The organism is Rahnella inusitata (assembly GCF_003263515.1).
GTDB lineage: Bacteria > Pseudomonadota > Gammaproteobacteria > Enterobacterales > Enterobacteriaceae > Rahnella > Rahnella inusitata.
Window position 1 is genome coordinate 44,725 of the sequence record NZ_JYDE01000017.1, and the last position, 25,712, is coordinate 70,436.

At 54.7% G+C, this 25,712-nt stretch carries 21 protein-coding genes; 17 read left to right on the forward strand and 4 right to left on the reverse strand.

The window, feature by feature from the left end; genetic code table 11:
- The first annotated feature begins 7 nt into the window (after nucleotides 1–7).
- On the forward strand, nucleotides 8–775 hold the full coding sequence (mlaA, locus tag TU92_RS10165) for a phospholipid-binding lipoprotein MlaA (protein ID WP_112166805.1): 768 nt from the start codon (nucleotides 8–10) through the stop codon (nucleotides 773–775).
- Between the two features lie 81 nt (nucleotides 776–856).
- Here mlaA and fadL read toward each other — a convergent pair whose 3' ends face one another.
- Nucleotides 857–2,134 carry a long-chain fatty acid transporter FadL gene (fadL, locus tag TU92_RS10170; RefSeq protein WP_112166807.1) on the reverse strand — a complete coding sequence of 426 codons (1,278 nt, stop codon included), beginning with the start codon at nucleotides 2,132–2,134 and terminating at the stop codon, nucleotides 857–859.
- A 417-nt stretch (nucleotides 2,135–2,551) separates the two neighbouring features.
- On the opposite strand from fadL, the gene TU92_RS10175 reads away from it, so the two are divergent.
- The 4 genes from TU92_RS10175 to sixA all read left to right on the forward strand — a co-directional run bounded on the left by TU92_RS10175 (nucleotide 2,552) and on the right by sixA (nucleotide 7,484).
- Nucleotides 2,552–2,884, forward strand: a complete 333-nt coding sequence (locus TU92_RS10175; protein ID WP_112166809.1) for a YfcZ/YiiS family protein — start codon at nucleotides 2,552–2,554, stop codon at nucleotides 2,882–2,884.
- A 213-nt stretch (nucleotides 2,885–3,097) separates the two neighbouring features.
- Entirely contained in the window at nucleotides 3,098–4,411 is a 1,314-nt protein-coding gene (gene fadI, locus TU92_RS10180) for an acetyl-CoA C-acyltransferase FadI (RefSeq protein ID WP_112166811.1), read from the forward strand.
- Complete coding sequence (gene fadJ / locus TU92_RS10185) at nucleotides 4,408–6,591, forward strand: fatty acid oxidation complex subunit alpha FadJ (protein ID WP_112166813.1); 2,184 nt, start codon at nucleotides 4,408–4,410, stop codon at nucleotides 6,589–6,591. Before fadI ends, fadJ begins: the two co-directional genes overlap by 4 nt.
- Before the next feature lie 404 nt (nucleotides 6,592–6,995).
- Nucleotides 6,996–7,484: a phosphohistidine phosphatase SixA gene (gene sixA, locus TU92_RS10190; RefSeq protein ID WP_112166814.1), complete on the forward strand. Its 489-nt coding sequence runs from the start codon at nucleotides 6,996–6,998 to the stop codon at nucleotides 7,482–7,484.
- Nucleotides 7,485–7,575: 91 nt separating this feature from the next.
- Here sixA and smrB read toward each other — a convergent pair whose 3' ends face one another.
- Nucleotides 7,576–8,115, reverse strand: a complete 540-nt coding sequence (gene smrB / locus TU92_RS10195; protein WP_112166816.1) for an endonuclease SmrB — start codon at nucleotides 8,113–8,115, stop codon at nucleotides 7,576–7,578.
- A gap of 203 nt (nucleotides 8,116–8,318) precedes the next feature.
- On the opposite strand from smrB, the gene prmB reads away from it, so the two are divergent.
- From prmB to TU92_RS10225, 6 genes are all read left to right on the forward strand, one after another.
- The gene (gene prmB / locus TU92_RS10200; RefSeq protein ID WP_112166818.1) at nucleotides 8,319–9,251 is read left to right on the forward strand and encodes a 50S ribosomal protein L3 N(5)-glutamine methyltransferase; all 933 of its coding nucleotides are present in this window, start codon (nucleotides 8,319–8,321) and stop codon (nucleotides 9,249–9,251) included.
- Nucleotides 9,252–9,449: 198 nt separating this feature from the next.
- Complete coding sequence (aroC, locus tag TU92_RS10205) at nucleotides 9,450–10,535, forward strand: chorismate synthase (RefSeq protein WP_112166820.1); 1,086 nt, start codon at nucleotides 9,450–9,452, stop codon at nucleotides 10,533–10,535.
- A gap of 85 nt (nucleotides 10,536–10,620) precedes the next feature.
- Nucleotides 10,621–11,391, forward strand: coding sequence for a penicillin-insensitive murein endopeptidase (gene mepA, locus TU92_RS10210; protein ID WP_112167383.1), 771 nt, complete (start codon nucleotides 10,621–10,623; stop codon nucleotides 11,389–11,391).
- A 54-nt stretch (nucleotides 11,392–11,445) separates the two neighbouring features.
- Entirely contained in the window at nucleotides 11,446–12,246 is an 801-nt protein-coding gene (locus TU92_RS10215) for a sulfite exporter TauE/SafE family protein (RefSeq protein WP_112166822.1), read from the forward strand.
- A 113-nt stretch (nucleotides 12,247–12,359) separates the two neighbouring features.
- Entirely contained in the window at nucleotides 12,360–12,914 is a 555-nt protein-coding gene (locus TU92_RS10220) for an elongation factor P hydroxylase (protein ID WP_112166824.1), read from the forward strand.
- A 35-nt stretch (nucleotides 12,915–12,949) separates the two neighbouring features.
- On the forward strand, nucleotides 12,950–13,228 hold the full coding sequence (locus TU92_RS10225) for a YfcL family protein (protein WP_112166826.1): 279 nt from the start codon (nucleotides 12,950–12,952) through the stop codon (nucleotides 13,226–13,228).
- Between the two features lie 70 nt (nucleotides 13,229–13,298).
- On the opposite strand, the gene mnmC is transcribed toward TU92_RS10225, so the two are convergent.
- Nucleotides 13,299–15,329, reverse strand: a complete 2,031-nt coding sequence (gene mnmC, locus TU92_RS10230) for a bifunctional tRNA (5-methylaminomethyl-2-thiouridine)(34)-methyltransferase MnmC2/FAD-dependent 5-carboxymethylaminomethyl-2-thiouridine(34) oxidoreductase MnmC1 (RefSeq protein WP_112166828.1) — start codon at nucleotides 15,327–15,329, stop codon at nucleotides 13,299–13,301.
- Nucleotides 15,330–15,501: 172 nt separating this feature from the next.
- On the opposite strand from mnmC, the gene fabB reads away from it, so the two are divergent.
- The 6 genes from fabB to TU92_RS10260 all read left to right on the forward strand — a co-directional run bounded on the left by fabB (nucleotide 15,502) and on the right by TU92_RS10260 (nucleotide 24,203).
- Nucleotides 15,502–16,722 carry a beta-ketoacyl-ACP synthase I gene (gene fabB / locus TU92_RS10235; RefSeq protein WP_112166830.1) on the forward strand — a complete coding sequence of 407 codons (1,221 nt, stop codon included), beginning with the start codon at nucleotides 15,502–15,504 and terminating at the stop codon, nucleotides 16,720–16,722.
- A 204-nt stretch (nucleotides 16,723–16,926) separates the two neighbouring features.
- Nucleotides 16,927–17,331 (forward strand): DUF2946 domain-containing protein, encoded by a 405-nt coding sequence (locus tag TU92_RS10240; RefSeq protein ID WP_248291965.1) that lies wholly within the window; start codon nucleotides 16,927–16,929, stop codon nucleotides 17,329–17,331.
- A 94-nt stretch (nucleotides 17,332–17,425) separates the two neighbouring features.
- Complete coding sequence (locus tag TU92_RS10245) at nucleotides 17,426–18,889, forward strand: PepSY-associated TM helix domain-containing protein (RefSeq protein ID WP_112166832.1); 1,464 nt, start codon at nucleotides 17,426–17,428, stop codon at nucleotides 18,887–18,889.
- Nucleotides 18,890–19,167: 278 nt separating this feature from the next.
- Nucleotides 19,168–20,505, forward strand: a complete 1,338-nt coding sequence (gene adiC / locus TU92_RS10250; RefSeq protein ID WP_112166834.1) for an arginine/agmatine antiporter — start codon at nucleotides 19,168–19,170, stop codon at nucleotides 20,503–20,505.
- Between the two features lie 49 nt (nucleotides 20,506–20,554).
- A complete protein-coding gene (locus TU92_RS10255) occupies nucleotides 20,555–22,861 on the forward strand; it encodes an Orn/Lys/Arg family decarboxylase (protein ID WP_112166835.1) in 2,307 nt (768 codons plus the stop codon).
- A 214-nt stretch (nucleotides 22,862–23,075) separates the two neighbouring features.
- On the forward strand, nucleotides 23,076–24,203 hold the full coding sequence (locus TU92_RS10260) for an SLC13 family permease (RefSeq protein WP_112166837.1): 1,128 nt from the start codon (nucleotides 23,076–23,078) through the stop codon (nucleotides 24,201–24,203).
- On the opposite strand, the gene pdxR is transcribed toward TU92_RS10260, so the two are convergent.
- On the reverse strand, nucleotides 24,157–25,683 hold the full coding sequence (gene pdxR, locus TU92_RS10265; protein WP_244207703.1) for a MocR-like pyridoxine biosynthesis transcription factor PdxR: 1,527 nt from the start codon (nucleotides 25,681–25,683) through the stop codon (nucleotides 24,157–24,159). The two genes, TU92_RS10260 and pdxR, sit on opposite strands and share 47 nt — an antisense overlap.
- Between the last annotated feature and the right edge of the window lie 29 nt (nucleotides 25,684–25,712).

Below are 25,712 nucleotides of genomic sequence, written 5' to 3' on the forward strand. Positions count from 1 at the left end.
GATATCCATGAACTTACGCCTGACTGGGCTGGCGTTTGCATCAGTTATGCTGGTCGGTTGTGCCGGCACGTCCGGATCCTCGGACAGCGAACCGCAGGGACGGTCTGATCCGCTGGAAGGTTTCAACCGGACGATGTTCAACTTCAACTACAACTACGTTGATCCGTACGTTCTGCGTCCGGTCGCCGTGGCATGGCGTGATTACGTGCCGCAACCGGCGCGTAACGGCACCAGCAACTTTATGAGCAACTTAGACGAACCGGCCAGCATGGTGAACTCCCTGCTAAAAGGCGATCCGTACCGTGCGGCGATCCACTTCAACCGTTTCTTCCTCAATACCTTGCTGGGGATGGGCGGCCTGATTGACGTGGCTTCCATGGCGAACCCGAAACTGGCGCGCGAAGAACCGCAGGGCTTCGGCAGCACGCTCGGCCATTACGGCGTCGGTTACGGTCCGTATGTCCAGTTACCGGCGTATGGCAGCTTCACCGTGCGTGACGAGGGTGGCGATTTTGTCGATACCCTCTACCCAATGTTGAGCTACCTGACCTTCTGGATGTCAGCCGGTAAGTGGGCGCTTCAGGGCATCGAAACCCGTGCCGAATTGCTCGATTCTGACGGCATTCTGCGTAACTCTTCCGATCCTTACCTGATGATGCGTGAAGCGTATTTCCAGCGTCACGATTTCTTAGCGAAGGGCGGTCAGCTGACGCCACAGTTGAACCCGAATGCGGCACTGATTCAGGGCGATCTGAAAGATATCGATTCCGAATAATATCGGCAACGCGCTATCTGCATATAAACAGAAAGCAAAAAAAAGCGCCTCCCGGCGCTTTTTTCATTTCTGAAAGAGTGATCAGAAGCTGTAGTTAAAGTTCGCGCCGTACAGCATGGCGGTGCCTTTAGCCTGGAATTCATATTTAGGTGCGCCGGCAGCCACTTCTTCGCTGATATTGACGGTCTGACCGTGCATATAGGAAACACCGACATCCACTGACGCATCTTTATTGAACGCGTAAGTTGTACCGGCTGAAACCCAGAAACGGTCCTGATCCGGAATAGAGATGGTGCGGTTATCCGCCGGAACCGGGCTGTCATCGAATGCCACACCGGTACGGAAGGTCCAGTTCTCGTCGTAGTAATACGTTGTACCGAGCGCGATGCGATAAGCATCGTGGTAGCCTTCTTCTTTCTGGAACAGCGTCTGGCCGTTAGATCCGGTCGCTTTCAGCTCCTGGAACTGGCTCCAGCTGGTGTAGGCCAGGCTGTAGTGAACAGCCCATTTCGGCGCAACGCGGTTATAACCTGAGACTTCCCACATTTCCGGCAAGTTCAGGGTCAGTGAACCCGGCACGGTCTGACCGCCGGTACCGCCCAATGCGCGAGGAATGCCGTTACGGTATTCGCCGTCGAAATCAATTTTCACTTCTGAACGGTACGTGAAACCGTAGCGGTTGTTGTCATCAACTTCATACAGGATACCGGCGTTCCAGCCGTAACCCCATTCGTTGCCTTTAAGCTTCGCCGCTTCGGTATCCTCGGCGATCAATCCGCCGGTTTTCAGCGGTGCAAGTTCACCGGCGGTGCGACGGATTTTGGCTTTGGCATAAACGGCATCAAAGCCTACGCCGAAGCTGAAGTGTTCGTTAAAACGATAAGCCGCGCTAATGTTGTTGTTGATGGTCATCAGATCGGTTTCGCCACCGATAGGACCCGCAGGATAATTATCGTTAAACTCTGTCGCCAGACCGTAGTTGGAGGTGGCTGACGCACCGAGTGCCCACTGATCGTTCAGCGGCATAATAAAGTGGATGTTCGGAACCCACTGGTTCGGCGCGATATTGCCTGCGTCTGTGCTGGCGCCGGTGACAGGGGATTTACCGGTCACGCTTACGTCCGGGTCAACGTAAACTGCACCGATAGAAAATGCCGGACGATCAAACATCGTCATCGTAGCCGGGTTACGGCTGCCGGAAGCCGCGGTGTCCGCAATCGCACCTTCACCAGAGAAGGAACGACCTAAACCCGCAGCGGTATATTCGTTGAGCTGAAAACCTGCCGCGTATACGTTAGAAGAAACAATTGCCACTGCAGCTGCCAGAGCTGATTTTTTTAACAGGTTTTTCTGGTTCATGACCAAAACCTCAATTTTATGTTTTTTATCAAACAATGTTACACAAGGTAACAATGAGCGCGGGATTGTAGGGTCCGTTATCAGTCTGACAAATCAGACCAGTGAGCGAAGTATAGGTCTGACCTGTGGTGTAGTTGCAATGATGTTTCATTGATATTTCTTATTTGATGCAAGAAATTGGATCTGCTTAACAAAAAACCAACAATAAAAGTTCAATTTAGAAACGCTAAAGTGAGAAGAGCGGCTTAATTTTAATCTGTTGTTCACGAAATCGTGATGCAGATCACTTTAAACACCCATAAAAAGTAAGTGCTAGTCGAAGCGTAAGGGGTGGCGTAAAATACCCACGGAAAATAAATCTTAAATTCGCTTAAAGGCCAGACGGTGGACGTTGCCGTTGGTGCCGGGGAGAAAATTATGTCTGACGTAACCATGTCCTCCAAATCCACCCAACCTCTGCATTCCATCAACAAATGCGGCGCAGAAGAAACCGCCGCCTGCTGTTGTGTTGATGTGGGTACCATCATGGATAACACCGACTGCACCGCCACTTACAGCCACGTTTTCGAAACCGAAGCGCAGGCCAAAGAGATGTTGCAGGCACTGACTGAACGCGCGCGCGGCGTTGAATCCGAACCGTGCGAAATAACCAGCCGCATTGAGAAAGTCGAAGGTGGCGTAGAGCTGAACATCGACTTCACGTTCTCTTGCCAGGCCGAGACCATGATCTTCCAACTGGCTCTCAGATAATTTCTTTTATCGATTTCAAAATACCGCTGCCCAAATGCAGCGGTATTTTTTTGTCTGTCATCTTTCCCCGCCAGCATTCCTTCTCATTCTATTTTCAGAAAAATTTGCTGTTGCTCGCACTTCGGCGGGTTTCGCTTTGCCAAATGTAAATACATGGTTAAAACTGAGTTATCAGGTCAGACCTCTTAAGACCCTCTTTACTCAGGAGCTTGTATGAACAACGTCATTCCACTGGTCACGCGTGAAGGCGATCGCATTGCGATTGTCGATGGTTTACGCACGCCATTCGCGAAACAGGCTACCGCCTACCACGGCATCCCCGCCGTTGATCTGGGCAAAATGGTGGTCAGCGAGTTGCTGGCAAAAAGTGGGATCGACCCGAAAGTCATTGACCAGCTGGTGTTCGGGCAGGTGGTACAGATGCCGGAAGCACCCAACATTGCCCGCGAAATCGTACTTGGCACCGGCATGAATGTATCGACGGATGCCTACAGCGTCTCGCGCGCCTGCGCCACCAGCTTTCAGGCGGTGGCCAACGTCGCGGAAAGTATTCTCAGTGGCACCGTGAGCGTCGGGATTGCCGGTGGCGCGGATTCCTCTTCGGTGCTGCCGATTGGCGTCAGCAAACGCCTCGCCCGTACGCTGGTGGACGTCAGCAAAGCCCGCACGCTCTCGCAACGCCTGTCTTTATTCAGCAAACTCAGACTGCGCGACCTGATGCCAGTGCCTCCTGCTGTGGCGGAGTATTCGACCGGCCTGCGTATGGGCGACACCGCCGAGCAGATGGCGAAAAGTCACGGCATTACCCGCGAACAGCAGGACGAGCTGGCGCACCGCTCGCATACGCTGGCCGCGCAGGCCTGGGAGCAGGGCTATCTGAACAGTCAGGTGATGACTGCGCAGATCCCGCCGTACCGCGAGGCGCTGCAAAAAGACAACAACATTCGCCTGAATTCCGAAATCGCGCAGTATGCCCGGCTTCGTCCGGCGTTTGATCGCAAACACGGCACGGTGACGGCGGCCACCAGTACGCCGCTGACCGACGGTGCGGCAGCGGTATTGATGATGAGCGAATCCCGCGCCCGCGAACTTGGGTTGCAGCCGCTGGGTTACCTTAAAAGTTTTGCCTTTGCCGCTATCGACGTCTGGGAAGATATGTTGCTGGGCCCGGCCTATGCCACGCCTGTCGCGCTCGATCGCGCCGGGCTGACGTTTGCCGACCTTGATTTGATCGACATGCATGAAGCCTTTGCGGCGCAGACGCTGGCGAACATTAAAATGCTTGGCAGTGAGCAGTTTGCCCGTGAAAAGCTGGGGCGCAGCGAGGCCGTCGGCCAAATCGACTGGGATAAATTTAACGTACTGGGCGGATCTCTGGCATACGGGCACCCGTTCGCCGCCACCGGCGCACGAATGATCACCCAGACATTGCACGAATTGCGCCGCCGTGGCGGAAAATACGGTCTGACGACGGCCTGTGCCGCCGGTGGGCTGGGCGCGGCAATGATTCTGGAGGCGGCACAATGAGGGACAATATGGAAAATCCAACCACAACGCCGGATTCCGCGTTTTCACTGATGTTTACGACGGAACACGTCGGCATTATCACCATTGACGTTCCCGGTGAAAAAGTGAATACCTTAAAGGCTGAATTTGCTGAACAAATTTCCTCTATTTTGCATAAAGCGCAGCAATATCCAAATCTGAAAGGTCTGGTGCTTATTTCTGGCAAACCCGACTCCTTCATCGCCGGCGCTGATATTACTATGATTGCTGGCTGCAAAACCGCCGCAGAGGCCAGCCAGCTTGCGGTGAAAGGCCAGACGGTGATGTCGCAAATTGCCTCATTTCCGGTGCCAGTTGTGGCGGCTATTCACGGTGCCTGCCTCGGCGGGGGTCTTGAGCTGGCGCTGGCGTGTCATGCCCGTATCTGTTCACTGGATGATAAAACCCAGCTCGGTCTGCCGGAAGTTCAGCTTGGCCTGCTGCCGGGGTCCGGTGGTACGCAGCGTCTTCCACGCCTGATCGGCGCACCGAAAGCGCTCGAGCTGATGCTGACCGGCCGCAGTTTGCGGGCGAAGCAGGCGCTAAAGCTGGGGCTGGTGGATGACGCCGTACCTTATTCTATTCTGTTGCAAACCGCACTTGAGCGCGTCGCGAAAGGCCGTAAAGCGCGTCCGCCGTTACCCTGGCAGGCGCGACTGGCGGGCGGCCCGCTTGGCAAAAGTTTGCTATTCCATTTTGTGCGCAAGCAAACGCGTGCAAAAACCCACGGTAATTATCCGGCCACCGAAAAAATCTTGGATGTGGTAAAAACCGGCCTGGATCAGGGCAGTGGCAATGGTTATCAGGCGGAAGCCAATGCATTTGGCGAACTGGTCATGACGCCGGAATCCGCCGCGCTGCGCGGGTTATTCTTCGCTTCCACGGCACTGAAAAAAGAAAAGGGTGCGGATGCCGAACCGTTGACGGTTCGTCGCGTGGGTATATTGGGTGGCGGTCTGATGGGAGGGGGGATCGCAAACGTCACCGCGACCCGAGCCGGGCTGCCGGTGCGCATTAAAGACGTCAATCACGAAGGCATCCGCCATGCGCTGAAATACAGCTGGGATTTGCTGGAGAAAAAAGTTCGCAGCCGCAGGCTGACCCGTAACGAACAACAGCGGCAGATGATGCTTATCTCCGGCACCACCGATTACAGCGGTTTTGCGCAGGTGGATCTGGTCGTCGAAGCGGTGTTTGAAGACTTAGCCCTCAAACAAAGTATGGTGGCGGAGATCGAGAAAAACGCCGCACCGCGCACCATTTTCGCCTCAAACACTTCTTCTTTACCGATTCATCAGATTGCCGGGCTGGCCACCCGCCCGGAGCAGGTCATCGGTCTGCACTATTTCAGTCCGGTGGATAAAATGCCGCTGGTGGAAGTGATCCCGCACGCAGGCACCAGCGCACAGACCATATCCACTACGGTGGCGCTGGCGAAGAAACAGGGTAAAACGGCGATCGTGGTCGGCGACAGCGCCGGGTTCTTCGTAAACCGCGTTCTTGCGCCCTACATCAACGAAGCGGCGCGCTGTTTGCTGGCCGGGGAACCTATCGACCACATTGACAAAGCGCTGGTGCATTTTGGCTTCCCGGTCGGGCCTGTCCAGTTGCTGGATGAGGTGGGGATCGACGTCGGGACAAAAATCAGCCCGATTCTGGTAGAGGCGTTTGGACAACGCTTTGCGGCGCCCGCCGGTTTTGACGCGGTGCTGAAAGACGATCGCAAAGGTCGTAAAAACGGCAAAGGTTTCTATCTCTACGGCCAGAAAGGGCGGTCTGCGAAGAAAAAACAGGTCGATCCGGCCATCTATCGCTTACTGAACGTCACGCCAAAAGCGCAGCAATCAGAAACGGAACTGGCGCAGCGCTGTGTGATGCTGATGCTCAACGAGGCGGTGCGGTGTCTGGATGAAAAAGTCATCCGCAGCGCCCGCGATGGCGATCTGGGCGCGGTGTTCGGCATCGGTTTCCCGCCGTTTCGCGGCGGCCCGTTCCGCTATATCGATACGCTGGGCGCAGCCAACGTGGTGAAAACGCTGCAGCAGCTGGCGCAGCGTTACGGTGAGCATTTCACCCCCTGCGAAGGTTTGTTGCGCCGCGCAGAGAGCCACGCGCTGTTCTATCCGCAAGGGGAAACGAAGGAAATTGCCGACGTAGTGTGACCTCTATCACTGCGTGGTAATGAATTTCGCGAGAATCTGGAACAGATCCTGCTTGCAGCCATACTTAAGCCTGCGGGATCTTTTTTAAGTTGAGGCCCGTTTTGTACAAGAACAAACCCAAACGATTGATCTACAACCCGAGTGGTTAAAAATCAGCCGTAGTGATTTACATGCGGTATGGGTTGGTGTAAAAAACAGCGTTTTCTTTACGCGAACTTTCAGGCAAAATGCCCGACCGCTGATGCTTACCATGCAAAGCATGTGGGCTCGGTGGGTTAAGTGGATGTACTGCCTTTCAGCTTTTTTACTGTTAATACGACGATGAAAAAATGCTGGGCAATGGGTGATACAGCACGCAAAGCGTTTCTGTATAGCGCTATTTTTGTTAACAAAAGCGGTGCAATATGCAAGTTGTAATTATGCGTCACGGTGATGCGGTTCTTGAAGCTGCAAGCGACTCGGTTCGCCCATTGAGCGAATGCGGATGTGACGAATCAGTACATATGGCAGCCTGGCTGAATGGCCGTGGCGTTAAAATTGACCACGTTCTGGTCAGTCCGTACCTGCGTGCGCAGCAGACACTTGAAAAAGTGCGGCAGAACCTGTCACTGCCTGAAAACGTTGAAATTGATACTCTGAAAGAACTGACGCCGGGCGGCGATCCTGCTCTGGTGGCCAGCGAGCTGCAACATCTGGCGCTGACCGGCGCGAAAGCCGTGCTGGTGGTGTCTCATCTGCCGCTGGTGGGTTATCTAATTGCCGAGCTGTGTCCGGGCATGTGTCCGCCGATGTTTGCCACTTCCGCGATGGCCAGTGTGGAACTGAACGGCGAAACCGGGCAGGGCAGCTTTGACTGGCAGTTCAGTCCGTGCCAGGTTATGGCTAAAGTTTAATTTTTCCGGGACGGGAAGATTAAACAAAAGAAAGGCACAGCGCGTACGTACTCGCTGTGCCTTTCTGCTTTCCGCTGTTTGGAAACGGCGGTTAACTGATTTTGTCGTCCAGCTCGATGAGTACCAGCAGCGAGGCGGTGCCGCCGAACTCTTTCGGTGCCTGATGAAAAGCTTCGACGTCGGGATGCTGCGCCAGCCACAGCGGGGTTTGCTGCTTGAGAACATGCTTGCCGTGGCCGTGCATTACGCAGGCGCAGTGCACATGTTCGCGGCGGCAGGCGGCGATCAACGCACCGAGTTCCTGCTTGGCCTCAAGTTGCGTTAATCCGTGCAAATCGAGAAACAGCTCGGGTGAGTAATCCCCGCGGCGCAATTTTTTCAATTCAAAATGGCTGACGTCAGGCCGCACATGGCGCACCGGGCCTTCTTCCTGCAACATCGGCTGGAACTCGTCAGAAAAATAATAACTCGCATCCACCTGCTCCTGAATCAGCTTTTTAGGCGACAGTTGCATGGCTTTTTTACGCGGCGGGCGGTGAGTAATAGTGTCATTTTTCAGGCGCTTGACGCCCGGCACAGCCTCGCGAAATATCGCTGCTTCTTCCGGGCTGAGCAGGTGCTTTTTCTTCATCTTCTGGTCGTCTTTTTCGCACAATGCGGACAGTGTACCTGCGGGGACCCTGTGGTTTAAAGAAAACTCAGGGTTAAATTCTTCGAGACATCGCGCAAGTGCGTTGACTAGCTGCTGATTTGTGACGGGCTTCGTGGCAAACTATGCGGCAAATTATGGGTTAAACGTCTGTTAAAAACCCGTGCACTGCCTGGAGAATAAAATTGGACAAAATTTTCGTCGACGAAGCTGTCAGTGAACTGCATACCATTCAGGATATGCTGCGCTGGACCGTCAGCCGCCTGAACGCGGCCAATGTCTATTACGGTCACGGCACCGATAACCCGTGGGACGAAGCAGTGCAGCTGGTGTTACCAAGCGTGTTTTTGCCGCTGGATATTCCCGAAGATATGCACACGGCGCGCCTGACCTCCAGCGAGCGTCACCGCATCGTTGAGCGCGTGATCCGCCGCGTCAACGAGCGCGTGCCGGTGGCTTATCTGACCAATAAAGCCTGGTTCTGCGACATGGAGTTTTACGTCGATGAACGTGTGCTGGTGCCGCGTTCACCGATCGGTGAACTGATCACCAACCGTTTCTCCGGCATTCTGCACAATCAGCCTGAGCATATTCTCGACATGTGTACCGGCAGCGGCTGTATTGCGATTGCCTGTGCCTACGCGTTCCCTGAAACCGAAGTCGACGCTGTCGACATCTCTGCGGATGCGCTGGCCGTGGCTGAGCGCAATATCGACACGCACGGGATCGAGAACTGGGTTACGCCAATCCGCTCCGACTTGTTCCGCGAACTGCCGCCGCTGCAATACGACCTGATCGTCACCAATCCGCCGTATGTGGATGAAGAAGACATGTCTGATTTGCCGCAGGAATATCGCCACGAACCGGTGCTTGGTCTGGCTTCCGGCACAGACGGTCTGAAACTGACCCGCCGCATTCTGGCCTGTGCGCCGGATTATCTGACCGACGACGGCGTGCTGATTTGTGAAGTGGGCAACAGCATGGTACATCTGATGGAACAATATCCTGAGATCCCGTTCACCTGGCTGGAGTTTGAAAACGGCGGTGACGGTGTCTTTATGTTGACCAAACAGCAGCTTGTGGAATGTGCCGAGTACTTCACCGGCTACCGCGACTAAAATACCCGTCATACTTCACGCTGCAAATGCGTTGGCTGCGTTCATTCACCCCGGTCACATGGTACGGCCATGCTGCCGGGGATTCATGAATTTGCCGCCTTCCTGGAGCGCGAATTCTTAAGGGTATAACTATTTCATGGCCGATATATCACCGGCCATTCCAGAATAAAACATCAACATAATGGTTAAGGAGCCGTGATGGCAGGGAACAGTATTGGGCAGTTTTTCCGCGTCACCACGTTTGGCGAATCCCACGGTGTGGCACTGGGCTGTATTATTGACGGCGTGCCGCCGGGTATTGCGCTGACCGAAGCAGACCTGCAACACGATCTCGACCGTCGCCGTCCGGGGACCTCGCGCTACACCACGCAGCGCCGTGAAGCCGACGAAGTGAAGATCTTGTCTGGCGTGTTCGAAGGCGTGACCACCGGCACCAGCATTGGTCTGATCATCCAGAATACCGATCAGCGCTCGCAGGATTACAGTGCTATCAAAGACGTGTTCCGTCCGGGGCACGCGGATTACACTTACGAACAGAAATACGGCGTGCGTGATTATCGCGGCGGTGGCCGTTCGTCAGCCCGCGAAACAGCGATGCGTGTAGCCGCAGGCGCCGTGGCCAAAAAATATCTGCTGGAAAAATTCGGCGTTAAAGTACGCGGTTATATGTCCCAGATGGGCGATATCACCTGCGAGCTTAAAGACTGGGACCTGGTCGAAACCAACCCGTTCTTCTGCCCGGATGAAAGTAAGCTGGAAGCGCTGGATGAACTGATGCGAGCGCTGAAAAAAGAAGGCGATTCGATTGGTGCCAAAATCACCGTCGTGGCGGATCACGTACCGGTCGGCCTTGGTGAACCCGTCTTTGACCGTCTGGATGCCGATCTGGCGCATGCGCTGATGAGCATCAATGCGGTGAAAGGCGTGGAAATCGGTGACGGTTTTGCGGTTGTCGCCAAACGCGGCAGCGAGAATCGTGACGAAATCACACCAAACGGTTTTGATAGTAACCACGCAGGCGGGATCCTCGGGGGGATCAGCAGCGGCCAGCCGGTGATCGCGCATCTGGCGCTGAAGCCGACTTCCAGCATCACCGTACCGGGGCGCACCATCAACCGTGAAGGCGAACAGGTAGAGATGATCACCAAAGGCCGTCACGATCCTTGCGTCGGTATCCGTGCGGTGCCGATTGCCGAAGCGATGATGGCAATTGTGCTGATGGATCATTTACTGCGACAGCGCGCTCAGAACGGCGACGTCCATTCTACCGTGCCACGCTGGTAAGCCTTTGATGAAATCCTTACGCGAAATCCCTGCATTGAAAGCGGCCTGCGCCAGTCTTCTGGCGCTTGCGCTCTGCGCACCCGCTATGGCGGCGACGCCGTGGCAGAAAATTACTCAACCGATTTCCGGTACCCCACAAGCCGTGGGTGGCTATGCCAACGGCTGTCAGATTGGCGCACAGCCGCTGCCGCTCAATTCACCGGATTATCAGGTGATGCGTACCGATCAGCGCCGTTATTTCGGTCAGCCGGATTTGCTGGCCTTTATTACCCGTCTTGGTACGCAGGCGCGTGAAAAAGGGCTGGGTACCATGCTGGTCGGTGATATGGCGATGCCTGCCGGCGGGCGCTTTAGCAGTGGTCACGCCAGCCATCAGTCCGGGCTGGACGTGGATATCTGGCTGCAACTGCCGCGTCAGCGCTGGAGCGAGCAAATGCTGCTCAAACCGCAGCCTATTGATCTGGTCAGTGCTAATGGTAAAAACGTCGTGCCGGGCCAGTGGCAGCCGCGCATTGAAACGCTGATCAAAATGGCCGCGCAGGATAAAGAAGTGGTGAGGATTTTCGTTAATCCGGCTATCAAGCAACAACTTTGTCTGGACGCAGGAACCGACCGCGAATGGCTGCATAAAGTGCGTCCATGGTTTGGTCATCGTGCCCACATGCATGTTCGTCTGAGCTGTCCGGTCGGGAGTCTGGAATGTGAAAATCAGGCGCCGCCTCCGCCGGGCGATGGCTGTGGTGCTGAGCTGCAAAGCTGGTTCCTGCCGCCGAAACCGGGTAGCGGGTCAGTCAAAAGCGAGCCACCTCCGTTGCCGCCGACCTGTCAGGCGCTGCTGGACAAGCACGTTCTTTAATCACGCATGAATACTTCAATAATTCTTCGCCACGTAAAGCGGGACTGATAGAAAATGGACTGGTTGATTGTTGCCCCTTGGGTAGTAGGCGTTCTGTTTTTAGTGGCTGTCGTGGCGGGATTTATTGATTCAATCGCAGGCGGCGGTGGCCTTATCAGCCTGCCAGCGCTGCTGGCCGCCGGGGTTTCTCCGGCACAGGCGATCGCCACCAATAAGCTATCGGCTGTGGGCGGTTCGTTCTCCGCCAGCCTGTACTTTGTGCGGCGGGGCGTGGTCAATCTTAACGATCAGAAGCTCAATATCGCCTGTACTTTTGTGGGGGCGGTGCTGGGCGCGATTTTAATTCAGCGGTTGCAGGCGGATATGCTGCGACAGGTCTTGCCGCTGTTGATCATCTGCATCGGGCTGTATTTCCTGCTGACGCCAAAACTTGGCGAAAGCGATCGTCAGCGTCGCCTGTCAGCCTTGCCGTATGCGCTGGTCGGCGGAGGTTGCGTCGGATTTTATGACGGCTTTTTTGGCCCCGGCGCAGGTTCCTTCTATGCTTTAGGCTTTGTGACCTTATGCGGGTTTAACCTCGCAAAAGCCACGGCACACGCTAAAGTCCTGAACTTTACCTCCAACTTCGGCGGCCTGCTGTTCTTTATCCTCGGCGGAAAAGTGGTGTGGGGATTGGGTTTCGTGATGATGACCGGGCAGTTTATCGGAGCGAGACTCGGAGCGCGGATGGTGCTGAGTAAAGGCCAGAGGATGATCCGCCCGATGGTGGTGGTCGTGTCTGTGGTGATGAGCTGCAAGCTGATTTATGACAATCACGGAGCAGATATTCACCACTGGCTGAGCCTGCATTTATAATCTTTCAGGCAAGCCGGATATCGTTCCCCGGCTTGCCCGAGGTCATAAAAACGCGCGATTAAACAGGGTTATATTGTCGCCCCTGATCTTACTTACAGAGTTTCACAGCAAATATGTCTGATTCGACCGCAACACATAACTACCATCAATTGATCGACATTTTTGATTCCTGTTTCTTTGAGGAATTCAACGTGCGCCTGATCAAAGGCGACGACGAGCCGATCTACCTGCCGGCGGACGAAGTTGTGCCGTTTAACCGTATCGTGTTTGCCCACGGTTATTACGCCAGCGGAATGCATGAAATCTCCCACTGGTGCGTCGCCGGTGCCGAACGGCATAAACAGGTGGATTTCGGTTACTGGTATTGTCCGGACGGTCGCGATGCCCAGACGCAAAGCGAGTTCGAGAAAGTGGAAATCAAACCGCAGTCTTATGAGTGGCTGTTCTGTGCGGCGGCGGGATTTGCTTTCAACGTCAGCTGTGACAACCTGAGCGGCGATTGTGAGCCAGACCGTGTCGGATTCCAGAACAAAGTGCGCGAAGAAGTGCTGCGCATGCTGGAGCAGGGTATTCCCCCAAGACCTTTGCGCTTTATTAAAGCGTTACAATCGTTTTACAATACCGCCCCTTTGACGCCTGCAGACTTCCCTGCGTTGCAGCCGCTGTAATAAAAAACTGAGTTCCGGATACGAGAGGAAGAGTAATGATCGCAGAATTTGAAACGCGGATTTTAACGCTGATTGACGACATGGTCGAAAGCGCCAGCGACGACGAACTGTTTGCCAGCGGCTATCTGCGTGGTCATCTGACTGTTGCTGTCGCAGAAGCGGAAGAGAACGGTGAGCACACCCCTGAAGCGTTGAAAATTCTCGTTCAGGAAGGTCTGGATAAAGCTATCCACGCAGGTGAATTATCCCCACGCGATCAGGCGCTGGTGCAGGGCATGTGGGAAAATCTCTATCAGGCATCCCTTCCTCAGTAATCTCTTCAGTAAAAAAAAGCGCAGTTACGGTTTATCCGGCTGCGCTTTTTTATTGCCTGACGATTCTGAATCAATGCGATTCGACCGGGCGGCCTTTCAGTAATTTTCTCACCCACATACGGTTCGGGTTCAGTGCCGCCAGCGTTTCGCTGTCCAGCGGTAACGGCTCACCGGCAATCTGCGCGGCCAGAATTTCCGCACCCAGCGGAGCGGAGCTCAGGCCGCGCGAGCCGAGGGCGCCAAACAGAAACAGATTCTCATGCACTGGCGCAGGCGCGACTGGCCGATGACGTTTCACGTCGAGATCCAATGCCTTGTAGCTTTTCAGCAGTGCATCGTAATCAGAAACTGAACCGATCATCGGCAGGTGATCGCGGGTCGCGCAGCGCACGCCGTTACGCGCTTCGCCACCGCTGACGTCAACGTCTTGCGGCCACTGTTGCTTGGGCAGGCAATCGATCAGGCGCTGACGGTTTTGCTGCTGATCGTCGTCACGGTAATCGGTACATTTATCCGCACGATGGTAGCTGGCGCCGATGCAGTGATGCTGATTGAGCGGACTCACCGGGGTCAGATAGCCGTCATAGCACAACACTTGTTTGAGTTTGCTCAGTTCAGGCGTGGTCGGAATATGCGAAACCTGACCGCTGACCGCATAAACCGGCAGCTTCTCGCTTTGGGCGAAATCCGTGATGTCCGCGCCGTTTGCCAGCACGATGGCCTGATGAACGGCCTCGTGGCCGTCGGCGAAGGTCAGCGTCCATTGTGAACCGGTAACCTGACGTAAGTTCGTCACCCGCTGGCGGTAATGCACGGTTAAGCCCTGCGTTTGCGCAAGGGTAATCAGCGACGCCGTCAGCTCTGCCGGACACAGCCATGCCCCGAGCGGATACGTGACGCCGCCGCTGCCACAGGGCACGCCGCACAAGGCTTCCGCTTGTTCTTCTGTCAGCGCCGCCGCCAGACCTTCAGGCCAGCCGCCGTTCACGATCCCGTCGATCTTCCCCTGACTCTTTTCGTCGTAACCCAACTGTGTCACGCCAGACCACTGATGATCAAAAGGCACACCTTGTTTTTCCAGTTGCGCATACTGGCGGCGGGCGAAGGTGAAGGCATGAGCGAAAAAACGCTCCAGCGTATCACCGCGTCCGTTGAGCAGCGGATACACCGCGCCCTGACGGTTGCCCGACGCGCCGAGCGCCGGTTTTTCATCGGCACAGTACAGCGTCACCGCATAGCCACGGCGCAATAGCGCCAGCGCCAATACCGCACTTGCCACGCCGCCGCCTAAAATTGCAAACTCTGTTGCATTTTGTGCCGCCGGGCGAAAATACCAGGGGGCAGGATGAGGAACATCAATTTTTGAAGGTAAAACGCCGGATAACATATGGCGCTTTTCACCGAAGCCAGGCACTTTTTCGATCTCAAAACCGGCATCCTGCAAGCCGCGACGGACGACGCCGGCCACGGTGAAGGTCGCAAAGGTGCCTTGCGGGCGGGTCATTTTCGCCATGGCATTGAAAAGATCGGGTGTCCACATGTCCGGATTTTTCGACGGCGCAAAACCGTCGAGGAACCAGGCATCCACCTGCTGATTCATACTGGTGTCACATGCCGGAAGCAGGGTAGTCACGTCGCCAAACCACAGGTCGAGCATAATGCGCCCGTCAGCTAAAAGCAGGCGATGGCAACCGGCAAAGGGCATCGGCCATTGCTCGCAAAGCTCGGCGGACCAGGAGGCCAGCTCCGGCCACTGCGCATGGGCAGCGGCGAGATCTTGCGCAGACAGCGGAAATTTTTCATAGCTGATGAAATGCAGCCGTTGCAGGATGGCGTCGGGGTTCTCATTGTGGAACCTCTCGAAGGTCTGCCACAACGTCAGGAAATTCAGTCCGGTACCAAAACCGGTTTCCGCAATGATGCAAAGCGGGCGAGGGTGGTCGGCAAAACGGGCCGGGAAATGGTTGCCATTCAGGAAGACATGACGCGTTTCCAGTAAGCCGTCCTGGTTGGAAAAGTAGACGTCATCAAAATGTCGGGAAACAGGTGTACCCTGTTCGTTCCAGCTTAATTCAGCGGGTGTGATCGGGTTATGGCTCACGTGAAACTCTCTCAGTTCAAGGCGATGCCGGAGTTTACGCCTGCGTTTGACCCTGCGCAAATTTACCACGATTTACACAACGAATTGCTGATCGGACTTGTTCGGCGTACAACTGTACGCTAGAGTGCGTGACGAAATCCCGAATAGTTATTAATAGTACAAGAGGTATTAAATGAAACGTGCAGTGATTACTGGCCTGGGTATCATCTCGAGCATCGGTAACAACAAGCAGGAAGTTCTTGCATCTCTGCAAGAGGGTCGCTCAGGGATCACCTTCTCGCAAGAGCTGAAAGATTCCGGCATGCGTAGTCACGTCTGGGGTGATGTGAAATTAGACACCGAAGGGCTTATCGACCGCAGGGTTGTGCGTTTCATGAGCGATGCTTCTATCTACGCTTATCTCTCTATGCAGCAGGCTATTGAAGATTCCGGTTTGACGCCAGAAATGGTATCCAACGACCGTACCGGTCTGATTGCCGGTTCCGGTGGCGGCTCTCCGCGCAACCAGGTTGCGGGATCCGACGGTATGCGTGAAAAAGGTTTGCGCGGCGTGGGTCCATTCATGGTGACCAAAGCGATGGCTTCAGGTGTTTCTGCCTGTCTGGCAACGCCGTTCAAAATTCGCGGTGTTAACTATTCCATCAGTTCTGCCTGCGCTACTTCAGCACACTGCATCGGCAACGCGGTAGAAATGATCCAGCTGGGCAAACAGGACGTGGTCTTTGCCGGCGGCGGCGAAGAACTGTGCTGGGAAATGGCTTGCGAATTCGATGCTATGGGCGCGTTGTCTACCAAGTACAACGAAACCCCAGAAAAAGCGTCCCGTACTTACGATCAGGAACGTGACGGCTTCGTCATCGCTGGTGGTGGCGGTATTGTGGTTGTTGAAGAGCTGGAACACGCTCTGGCACGTGGCGCGCGCATCTACGCTGAAATCGTTGGCTACGGCGCAACGTCTGACGGCGCTGACATGGTGGCTCCATCGGGTGAAGGCGCAGTGCGTTGCATGAGAATGGCAATGAATGGCGTTGATACCCCAATCGACTACGTTAACGTGCACGGGACTTCTACTCCGGTCGGTGACGTTAAAGAGCTGGGTGCTATCCGTGAAGTGTTTGGCGACAAAACGCCAGCCCTGTCTTCTACTAAAGCCATGACCGGCCACTCTCTGGGTGCCGCAGGCGTTCAGGAAGCGATTTACACCCTGCTGATGGTTGAAAACGGTTTTATCGCACCAAGCATCAACATCGAAGAACTCGATGCGCAAGCAGAAGGGATGGATATCATCACCAAACCGACACAGCGCGAGCTGACGACAGTAATGTCCAACAGCTTCGGCTTCGGCGGTACTAACGCCACGCTGGTCATGCGTAAACTGAAAAACGACAAATAATTCGCGTCGCTCAGTGTGATAAAAAAACCCGCTTTTTAGCGGGTTTTTTTATATTTGTGATTTGTAGTTTCTGTCATATTTCAACGATTCAGGTACAATTTAGCCACTTTTTCCTCTCATTTTGTTGACATGATGCTCTCACTGCGACAAATCAATCATCGGCATCTGCGCTTCCCGGCATGGCTTGGGATCCTGGCGATACTGATGTTGTTTATTGCACCGGTGGTTTCAAAATCACTGGTGGCGGAGGGTGCGCAGCATGTGATGATGTCCGGCATGGTAATGTCCGATATGGACATGCCTGAGGGTGAAATGGCTGACATGGATATGTCAGACCACGACGCCTCTGCGGCACATTGCCAGAAGCCAACCTGCCAGTCGGTACCACAGGACATCGCTAAAATGATGATGTTCGGTGACATGAGCGATGCCGCCTGCGGTTATTGCGTGTTGCTGGTGCATTTGCCGATGCTCGATTTGCAGGCCATGCCGATGCTGTGGTGGCCGGGTTTCTCCGCCCGCGCACCTGCGCGTTCGATCATTCAACGTCATATCCCGTCACAGTTCTATACCGATTCCCAGCCCCGCGCGCCGCCTGTCATCTCCTGAAGTCACTTTTCTCTTAAAAAAATTATCGTCATAACGGCGCCTAGCCCGCGTAGCCGTTATGCATATGCTATGGAAAATTCAGGAAATTTGATTGATGAGCCAGCCTGCTGTTTCTCACAAAATGACGGTCAAAGCCGCATCCCTTGCGCTGCTTAAGCGCATTCACTTTTATATTGGCCTGTTTGTCGGTCCGTTTATTTTTATCGCCGCGCTGACCGGCACGTTGTACGTCCTTACGCCACAGTTTGAAAATTATCTGTACGCCGATGCCCTGTTCACATCGTCGAAAGGCCAGGCGCAGCCGTTGTCACGCCAGATTGATGCTGCAGTAAACGCCGCGGGCACAAATCCTAAGATTTATGCCGTTCGCCCCGCACCTCATACGGGCGATACAACGCGGGTAATGTTTTCCGATCCGCTATTAGGCGCATCAAAAAGCCGCGCTATCTTTATCGACCCTGCCACGCTGGCGGTGAAAGGGGATATGACGGTGTACGGCACCAGCGGTATTTTGCCGTTTCGTACGTGGCTGGATGATTTACATCGTGGCCTGCTGCTGGGCGACGCGGGGCGGATTTACAGCGAACTGGCCGCATCCTGGCTGTGGGTTGCCGCGCTGGGGGGCGTGATCCTGTGGCTTACCGGGCGCCGGAAAACTCGCATGCCGCGTAAGCTCAGCGAGAAAACCGAAAAACAGCATCGCAGTCGCCGCTGGCACAGCACCATCGGACTGGCGCTGATGGCCGGGCTGTTGTTCTTCTCCGCCACCGGTCTGACGTGGTCACAGTGGGCAGGGGACAACATTGGCGTGCTGCGCGCCTATATGGGCTGGCTGACCCCTGCGGTGAACACCAATCTGGATGCGCAAGTGGCGGCGGCGCCTGCGGACGAACACGCAGAACATCACGCTGCAATGGCCGACATGCCTGATATGCCGGGCATGGATATGTCCACGCATGCGATGCACGAGCAACCGAAAGCGGTGCCGGTCATGGCGCACACTTTTGATACGGTCGTTGCGGCAGCGCGGGCGTCGGGGATTGAGGCGAACAAAATCGAAATTCGCCCGGCCTATATACCCGATAAAGCCTGGACGGTGACCGAAGTGGATCGCAGCTGGCCGACGCAGGTCGATGCGGTGTCGGTCGATCCGGCAACAATGCGGATTGTCGATCACGTCTATTTTGCTGATTTCCCTCTGCTGGCTAAACTCACTCGTTGGGGCGTCGACGCCCACATGGGGATTTTATTTGGTTTGTGGAATCAGGTGATTCTGGCGGTGTTTGGCATCGGTCTTTGCGTGATGATTGCCTGGGGATATCGCCTTTGGTGGTTGCGCAGAAGCGTTAACACTGACGGGGTGAATCCGGTGATAACGCTGATGAAGACTTGGAAATCAGCCCCTTTCACTCTGCAATGCCCGATATTTTTGATAACGCTGGGGCTGGCAATTTCTTTGCCGGTAATGGGCGTCAGTCTGGTCATTTTTATGCTGATTGATATCGTCCGCTGGGCTCGTTCTGAACGCGCTTTGCAGACTGCCCGAACGTCAGACTAAGATTTCAACGCCCTGACCGGTGGTGCGAAAGCGCCGCGCTGCCGGTTTTACTGTCCTTCTGCTGAATCTCACATTCACAATTTCATTTATCAACCTGATAAACAGACTTTTTATGTTTGTGATGATTAACCATTTTTTTAAGTTATCTCGCGATTTATCACGCCCACTATAAAACTCTACTAGTCTTATCTTTGCATCAGATTAGTCCTAAGTCTGTCTTTGATTTATTCAATATTTCCTTTGAAAATTAATGCATTACTTTTTGTAGGGGTTAGTTTATGGCTATTGAATCAGACGATCATAAAGTAGGGTTAATTCCGGTCACGCTGATGGTGTCCGGGAATATTATGGGCTCGGGAGTTTTCCTCTTACCGGCAAACCTGGCCTCCACCGGCGGGGTAGCGATCTACGGCTGGCTGGTGACCATTATTGGCGCGCTGGCGCTGTCGATGGTGTACGCCAAAATGTCCTCTCTTGATGACAGTGCCGGTGGTTCGTATGCCTACGCACGAAGAGCGTTTGGCCCGTATCTCGGCTATCAAACCAACCTGCTTTACTGGCTGGCCTGCTGGGTCGGTAATATCGCGATGGTGGTGATCGGCGTCGGCTATCTCAGTTATTTCTTCCCGATTTTAAAAGAACCTCTGGTACTGACCTTCACCTGCGTCGCGGTGTTGTGGTTATTCGTCATCCTGAACATTGTCGGGGCGAAGATGATCACCCGCGTTCAGGCCGTCGCGACGGTGCTTGCGCTGATCCCAATACTGGCGATTGCCATTTTTGGCTGGTTCTGGTTCAAAAGTGATACCTACATGGAGGCCTGGAATGTCAGTGGGAAAAGCACCTTCGGTGCTATTCAAAGCACGCTGAGCGTAACGCTGTGGTCGTTTATCGGCGTAGAGAGCGCCTCGGTCGCTGCTGCGGTGGTGAAGAACCCGAAACGCAACGTGCCGATTGCCACTATTGGCGGCGTGCTGATCGCTGCCATCTGTTATGTGCTTTCAACCACCGCCATCATGGGAATGATCCCCAATGCGGCGCTTCGTCTTTCCACTTCGCCGTTCGGTGATGCTGCAAGAATGGCGATGGGCGATACGGCAGGGGCGATAGTCACCTTCTGCGCGGCGGCCGGTTGTCTGGGATCACTCGGCGGCTGGACGTTACTGGCCAGCCAGACGGCGAAAGCGGCAGCCGATGACGGATTATTTCCGCCAATATTTGCCAAGGTCAACAAGGAGGGCGTGCCGGTGAAAGGACTTATCGTGCTCGGTATCCTGATGACCATCTTCCAGATTTCCACCATATCTCCCGACGCCACGGCGCAGTTCGCGCTGGTCTCTTCGGTCTCGGTCATTTTCACCTTAGTGCCGTACCTCTATACCTGCGCCGCATTACTGCTGGTCGGGCATGGGCACCTGGGCAATCGTACCGGGATGTATAGTTTCATTGTGCTGATTGCCTTTGTGTACTGCATCTGGGCTGTGGTCGGCTCCGGCGCGGAAGAGGTGATGTGGTCATTTATCGCGCTGATGGTGATTACCGCCATGTACAGTTTCAACTATAACCGTCGTCATAAAAACCCGTACCCGTTGGGTAAACCGCTTGAACTGGACTGACCGTTTTTTAACTCCCGGATTTTTAAATTCAAGACGAAAAGGAAAGGTTATGATCGATTTAAGTCGCCATAAAAAACGTAAAGTGCTGGTTGTTGACAGCAATATTACGGATGTAAACACCGCCAACGGGCGCGCCGTGCGGGAGCTTATCGAAGCGCTGGAAGACACTAACCTGACAGTGATCCCGGCGGTCACCTTCGAAGACGGCATTGCAACTATCACCTCAGATGCTTCCATCTGCTGCGTGTTTGTCGACTGGACTTCCGGTGGCAACGACGACGCCTCGCACAGTCAGGCATTTGCGCTGCTAAAGGAGATCCGCCGTCGAAATAAAGGCGTGCCCGTGCTGCTGATGGCAGAGCACTCCTGTATCGACACGTTGACGCTGGACACTATGAAGATGGTCAACGAATTCGTGTGGATGCATGAAGATACCGCCGAGTTTATCGCCGCACGCTCTGTCGCACTGATCGACAAATATTACGATCAGCTGCTGCCGCCGTTCACCAAGGCACTGTTTAACTACACCAAATATTCACCGGAATATTCATGGGCTGCACCCGGACATCAGGGCGGCGTCGCATTCACCAAAACGGCGGTGGGGCGCGAGTTTCTCGATTTCTTCGGTGAAAATCTCTTTCGTACCGATACCGGCATTGAGCGTGGTGCGCTGGGCTCATTGCTCGATCACAGCGGACCCATTAAAGAGTCAGAAACTTATGCCGCACGGGTCTTCGGCTCACACCAGAGTTATTCGGTGCTTAATGGCACCTCCGGCTCCAACCGCGCAATCATGACGGCGGTCGTCGGCGACGGTCAGTTCGCGCTTTGCGACCGTAATTGCCATAAATCGATCGAACAGGGGCTGGTGATGACAGGCGGCATTCCTGTCTTCTTCATTCCAACGCGCAACCGTTTTGGCATCATCGGTCCGATCCCTAAATCACAGTTTATGGCCGAGTCCATTCAGCAGAAGATCGACGAACATCCGCTGAAAAAACTCGCCACCGATCCGAAACCTATTTACGCCGTGGTTACCAACTGTACCTACGACGGCATGTGCTACAACGCGAAACAGGCGCAGGATTTGCTGGCGAAAAGCGTTGATAATATTCACTTTGATGAAGCCTGGTACGCCTACGCGCGTTTTAACCCGTTCTACCGCGATCGTTATGCCATGCGCGGCAATCCGGCGGATCATGATCCTGAAGGCCCGACCGTTTTCGCCACGCATTCCACGCACAAGCTGCTGGCCGCGCTCTCCCAGGCATCTTACATTCACATCCGCAACGGTAAAAAACCCGTGGAGCATTCCCGCTTCAACGAGTCCTACATGTTGCAGGCAACGACCTCGCCGCTGTATGCCATTATTGCCGCCAATGAAGTGGGCGCGGCGATGATGGACGGCAAGCAGGGCGAATCACTGACGCAGGAAGTCATCAACGAAGCGGTGGATTTCCGCATGGCGCTCGCCAAAGTGCATGCGGCGTTTTCCGCTCAGGGAGAATGGTTCTTTTCGCCGTGGAATGCGCCGGATGTTGTGGATGTCAAAACCGGTAAAAAAATTCCGTTCATTAATGCCTCCAAAGAACAACTCACCACCGACCCGAGCTGCTGGGTGCTCAGGCCGGGGGAAAGCTGGCATGGTTTCGACCAGCTCGACGATGACTGGTGCATGCTCGACCCCATCAAAGCCGGTATTCTGGCACCGGGTATGGGGGATGACGGTAAAATGCTGGAAAATGGCATCCCGGCGGCGATGGTCACCGCGTTCCTTTCTCAGCATGGGATCGTGCCTTCTCGCACTACCGATTTCATGGTGCTGTGCCTGTTCTCGGTCGGCGTCACCAAGGGTAAGTGGGGGACGCTCATCAACGTGCTGCTGGAATTTAAACAGCATTACGATGACAACAGCCCGCTGACGCTGTGCCTGCCAGATCTGGCTTCCTCTAACGCTGCGCGCTATGCCGGTATGGGGCTGAAGGATCTCTGCGACGAAATGTTCGCCTACATGAAAACCAGCCAGATGGATAAACTCCAGTCCGAGGCCTTTGGCAAAATCCCGATGCCGGTCAAGCTGCCGCGCGCCGCGTTTCAGGATCACATGGCCGGACGCTGTGAACACCTGACGCTGGACAAGCTGGCCGGGCGGGTCTCTGCGGTGGGCGTGATCCCTTATCCACCGGGCATTCCTATCGTCATGCCTGGCGAAAGCTTTGGCGCCAAAAACGATCCGTGGCTCAGCTATATCCGCAGCATTGCGCAGTGGGGCGAGAAATTCCCCGGCTTCGAAAAAGAGCTCGAAGGCGCAGAGTTTAAGGACGGGCAGTATCACATCTGGGTCCTGAAAAACTAGCGGCGAGTCTGCCTCCCCGTTTTGCGGTTTGCAAGATGATAGAGAGGGCAAATGAAAGGGTTGCGGCACATCTCGCAATCCGCTGACGGGGCTCTGTATGAGCCTCGTTTTTTTTGCGTGATATCGCGGGAAGTGAGTAATTGCAGTGGCAGAGGGAAATTTCTTCGGGTAACGTCAGCGCATCAGATAACCGGCTTATTAATGCAGAAAACTTATGTTCAAAACAGTCATGGGCACATTACTTAAACCTTTCTTACGCGATCGTTTTTTGCATCTTTTAGTGCTGCTTGGCATTGTGCTGACCTGCTTTCAGCCTGCCAAAATTGTCCAGTTCCCGCAGTTTGTTGACTGGGACACCATCGTTACACTGTTAGGTTTGCTGATGCTGACCAAGGGTGTGGAAGTCAGCGGCTATTTCGATTTTGTTGGCCGTAAGATGATTAACGCCATCGATAACGAACGTTGGCTGGCGCTGTTTCTGGTGATGGCGGCGGCGGTGCTTTCTACCTTTATGACCAACGATGTGGCGTTGTTTATCGTTATCCCCCTGACCATTACGCTGAAAAAACTGACGTCGCTGCCGGTCACCCGGCTCATCATTTTTGAAGCGCTGGCGGTAAATGCCGGATCTCTGCTGACGCCCATCGGTAATCCGCAAAATATTCTGTTATGGAATAAATCCGGTCTGTCGTTCCTGCAATTTATTGCTCAGATGGCACCGCTGGCGATAATTACGCTGGCCGCATTGCTGCTGGTTACCTGGTTCTGTTTTCCATCTCACAGCCTTAAAAAGCTGGAGAGTAACGAAGGTTATCCCTTCCAGAAACGTCTGCTGTTCAGCTCCGTGCTGCTGTATGTAGCGTTTATTGCCTGTGTGGATCTGGGGCTGGCGATCTACGGCTTACTGGCGGTCATTCTGTGCTTTATCTGGCTGGCACGGCAGGTGCTGCTGCGCATCGACTGGCCGCTGATTTTGGTCTTCATCGTGATGTTTATCGATGTGCGACTGATTGTCGGACTGGATATATTGCAACCTGCCTTTGCGCATATTGCCGGTCTGCCGGATTACGGACATTACCTGCTCAGCATCGGGCTTTCTCAGGTGATCAGTAACGTGCCCGCAACCATCCTGATGATCAACTATTTGCCTTCGGGCGCGCTGCTGGCCTACGCCGTGAATGCTGGTGGCTTCGGGCTGGCGATTGGTTCGCTTGCTAACCTGATTGCTCTGCGCATGGCAAATGACAAAAAGATCTGGCTCAAATTCCACGCCTATTCATTCCCGTTCCTGCTGTTCAGCGGGCTGGCAGGCTGGTTTCTGTTACCCCTGGTGGTGAAGTAGCCTGCACGTTAAGAGACGCCAACCGGTTGACGGCGGCGGTGATTTCCGCTGGTGTCAGGGCGGAAAATCCTAACATCCAGCCGTCCTGATGCTGACTGGTAGCGCCTGCCTCAGTGAAAAATAACGGCGACAGGCGCGGCGTTTCCACCCCGGCCTGTGCTGCCAGCGTGCTTAAATAGGCTTCCTGCCCGGCGGGTAAGTGAGCCGCGAGCTGCAAACCACCCGCGGCAACCTGCGGGGTCAGCCAGCTAATTTTTTGCTTAATCTGGTGCAACAGATGGTCGCGACGGCTGTGATACAGCTGACGGGAAAAGCGCAGGTGAGCGGCGAAATGCCCGGCATGCATGAATTCAGCGGTCACTGCCTGCATCAGCTGAGAAGAGTGCCCGTCGCTGACGGTGCGCAACGTAACCATCGGCGCAACCAATGCGGGGGGTAAAACGGCATAAGCCAGACGCAGTGACGGAAACAGGACTTTCGAAAAGGTGCCGAGATAGATTACCTGCTGATGTTTATCCAGCCCCTGCATCGCCGGAAGAGGTCTGCCGTCATAATGCAGTTCGCTATCGTAATCGTCCTCGATGATCCAGCTGCCGTGGCGTTTTGCATAATCGAGCAGATGCAGGCGGCGCGGTAAACTCAGGCTGACGCCGGTCGGATAATGATGTGAAGGCGTCAGATACATCAGACGAGGTGTGGGGAAATCCGGCGTCGGGTTAACTCCTTCGCAGTCGACCGGGATAGCGCAAATATCTGCACCGGCGCTGGCAAAAGCGTTGCGTGCGCCCAGATAGCCGGGCTGTTCCAGCCAGACCTTATCAGCAGGGTCGATAAGCAGCATCGCCAGTAGTTGCAGCGCCTGCTGCGAGCTGGTGGTGATCATGATTTGCCCGGCGGAGCACACGACACCACGGGACTGTTGCAGATAACTGGCGATAGCTTCACGCAAAGGTAAATAGCCTTGCGGATCACCATATCCCAGCAGGTGCTCGCCGTGAATGCGCAGCTCTCTGGCCGTCAGCTGTTTCCACGTTTTTAGCGGGAAGGCACGCAGATCCGGTGATCCCGCTGCGAAAGCCACGGGAAACTGTGGATCACGACATCCGCCAGTCGCGACAATTTTTTGCCCGCGTAAGGACAGTCTTGAGAGGCTGGGGGCAGTCGTGGTGCCTTTACGCGGTGCTGAGGGGAGGGAAAGTGATGTGCTGACAAATGTTCCCTTGCCGGTATGACGTCGCAAATAGCCCTCGGCTTCAGTCTGCGCATATGCCGCTTCCACGGTAATACGCGACACTTTCAAATCAGCAGCCAGCATGCGTGAAGATGGCAGCCTTTGCCCGGCAGTCAGCGCGCCGGTGTTAATTGCTTTGCGCAATGCGGCACACAGCCGGTCACGCAGGCCGGTGGTCGCTGCGCCTTCCTGCGCACCTGTATTTTCGAACAGCGTAATTAACGCAGAGGGCTGAGCCGGACCGGGCATAATGGGTCTCATCATTGGCGAAGAATTGG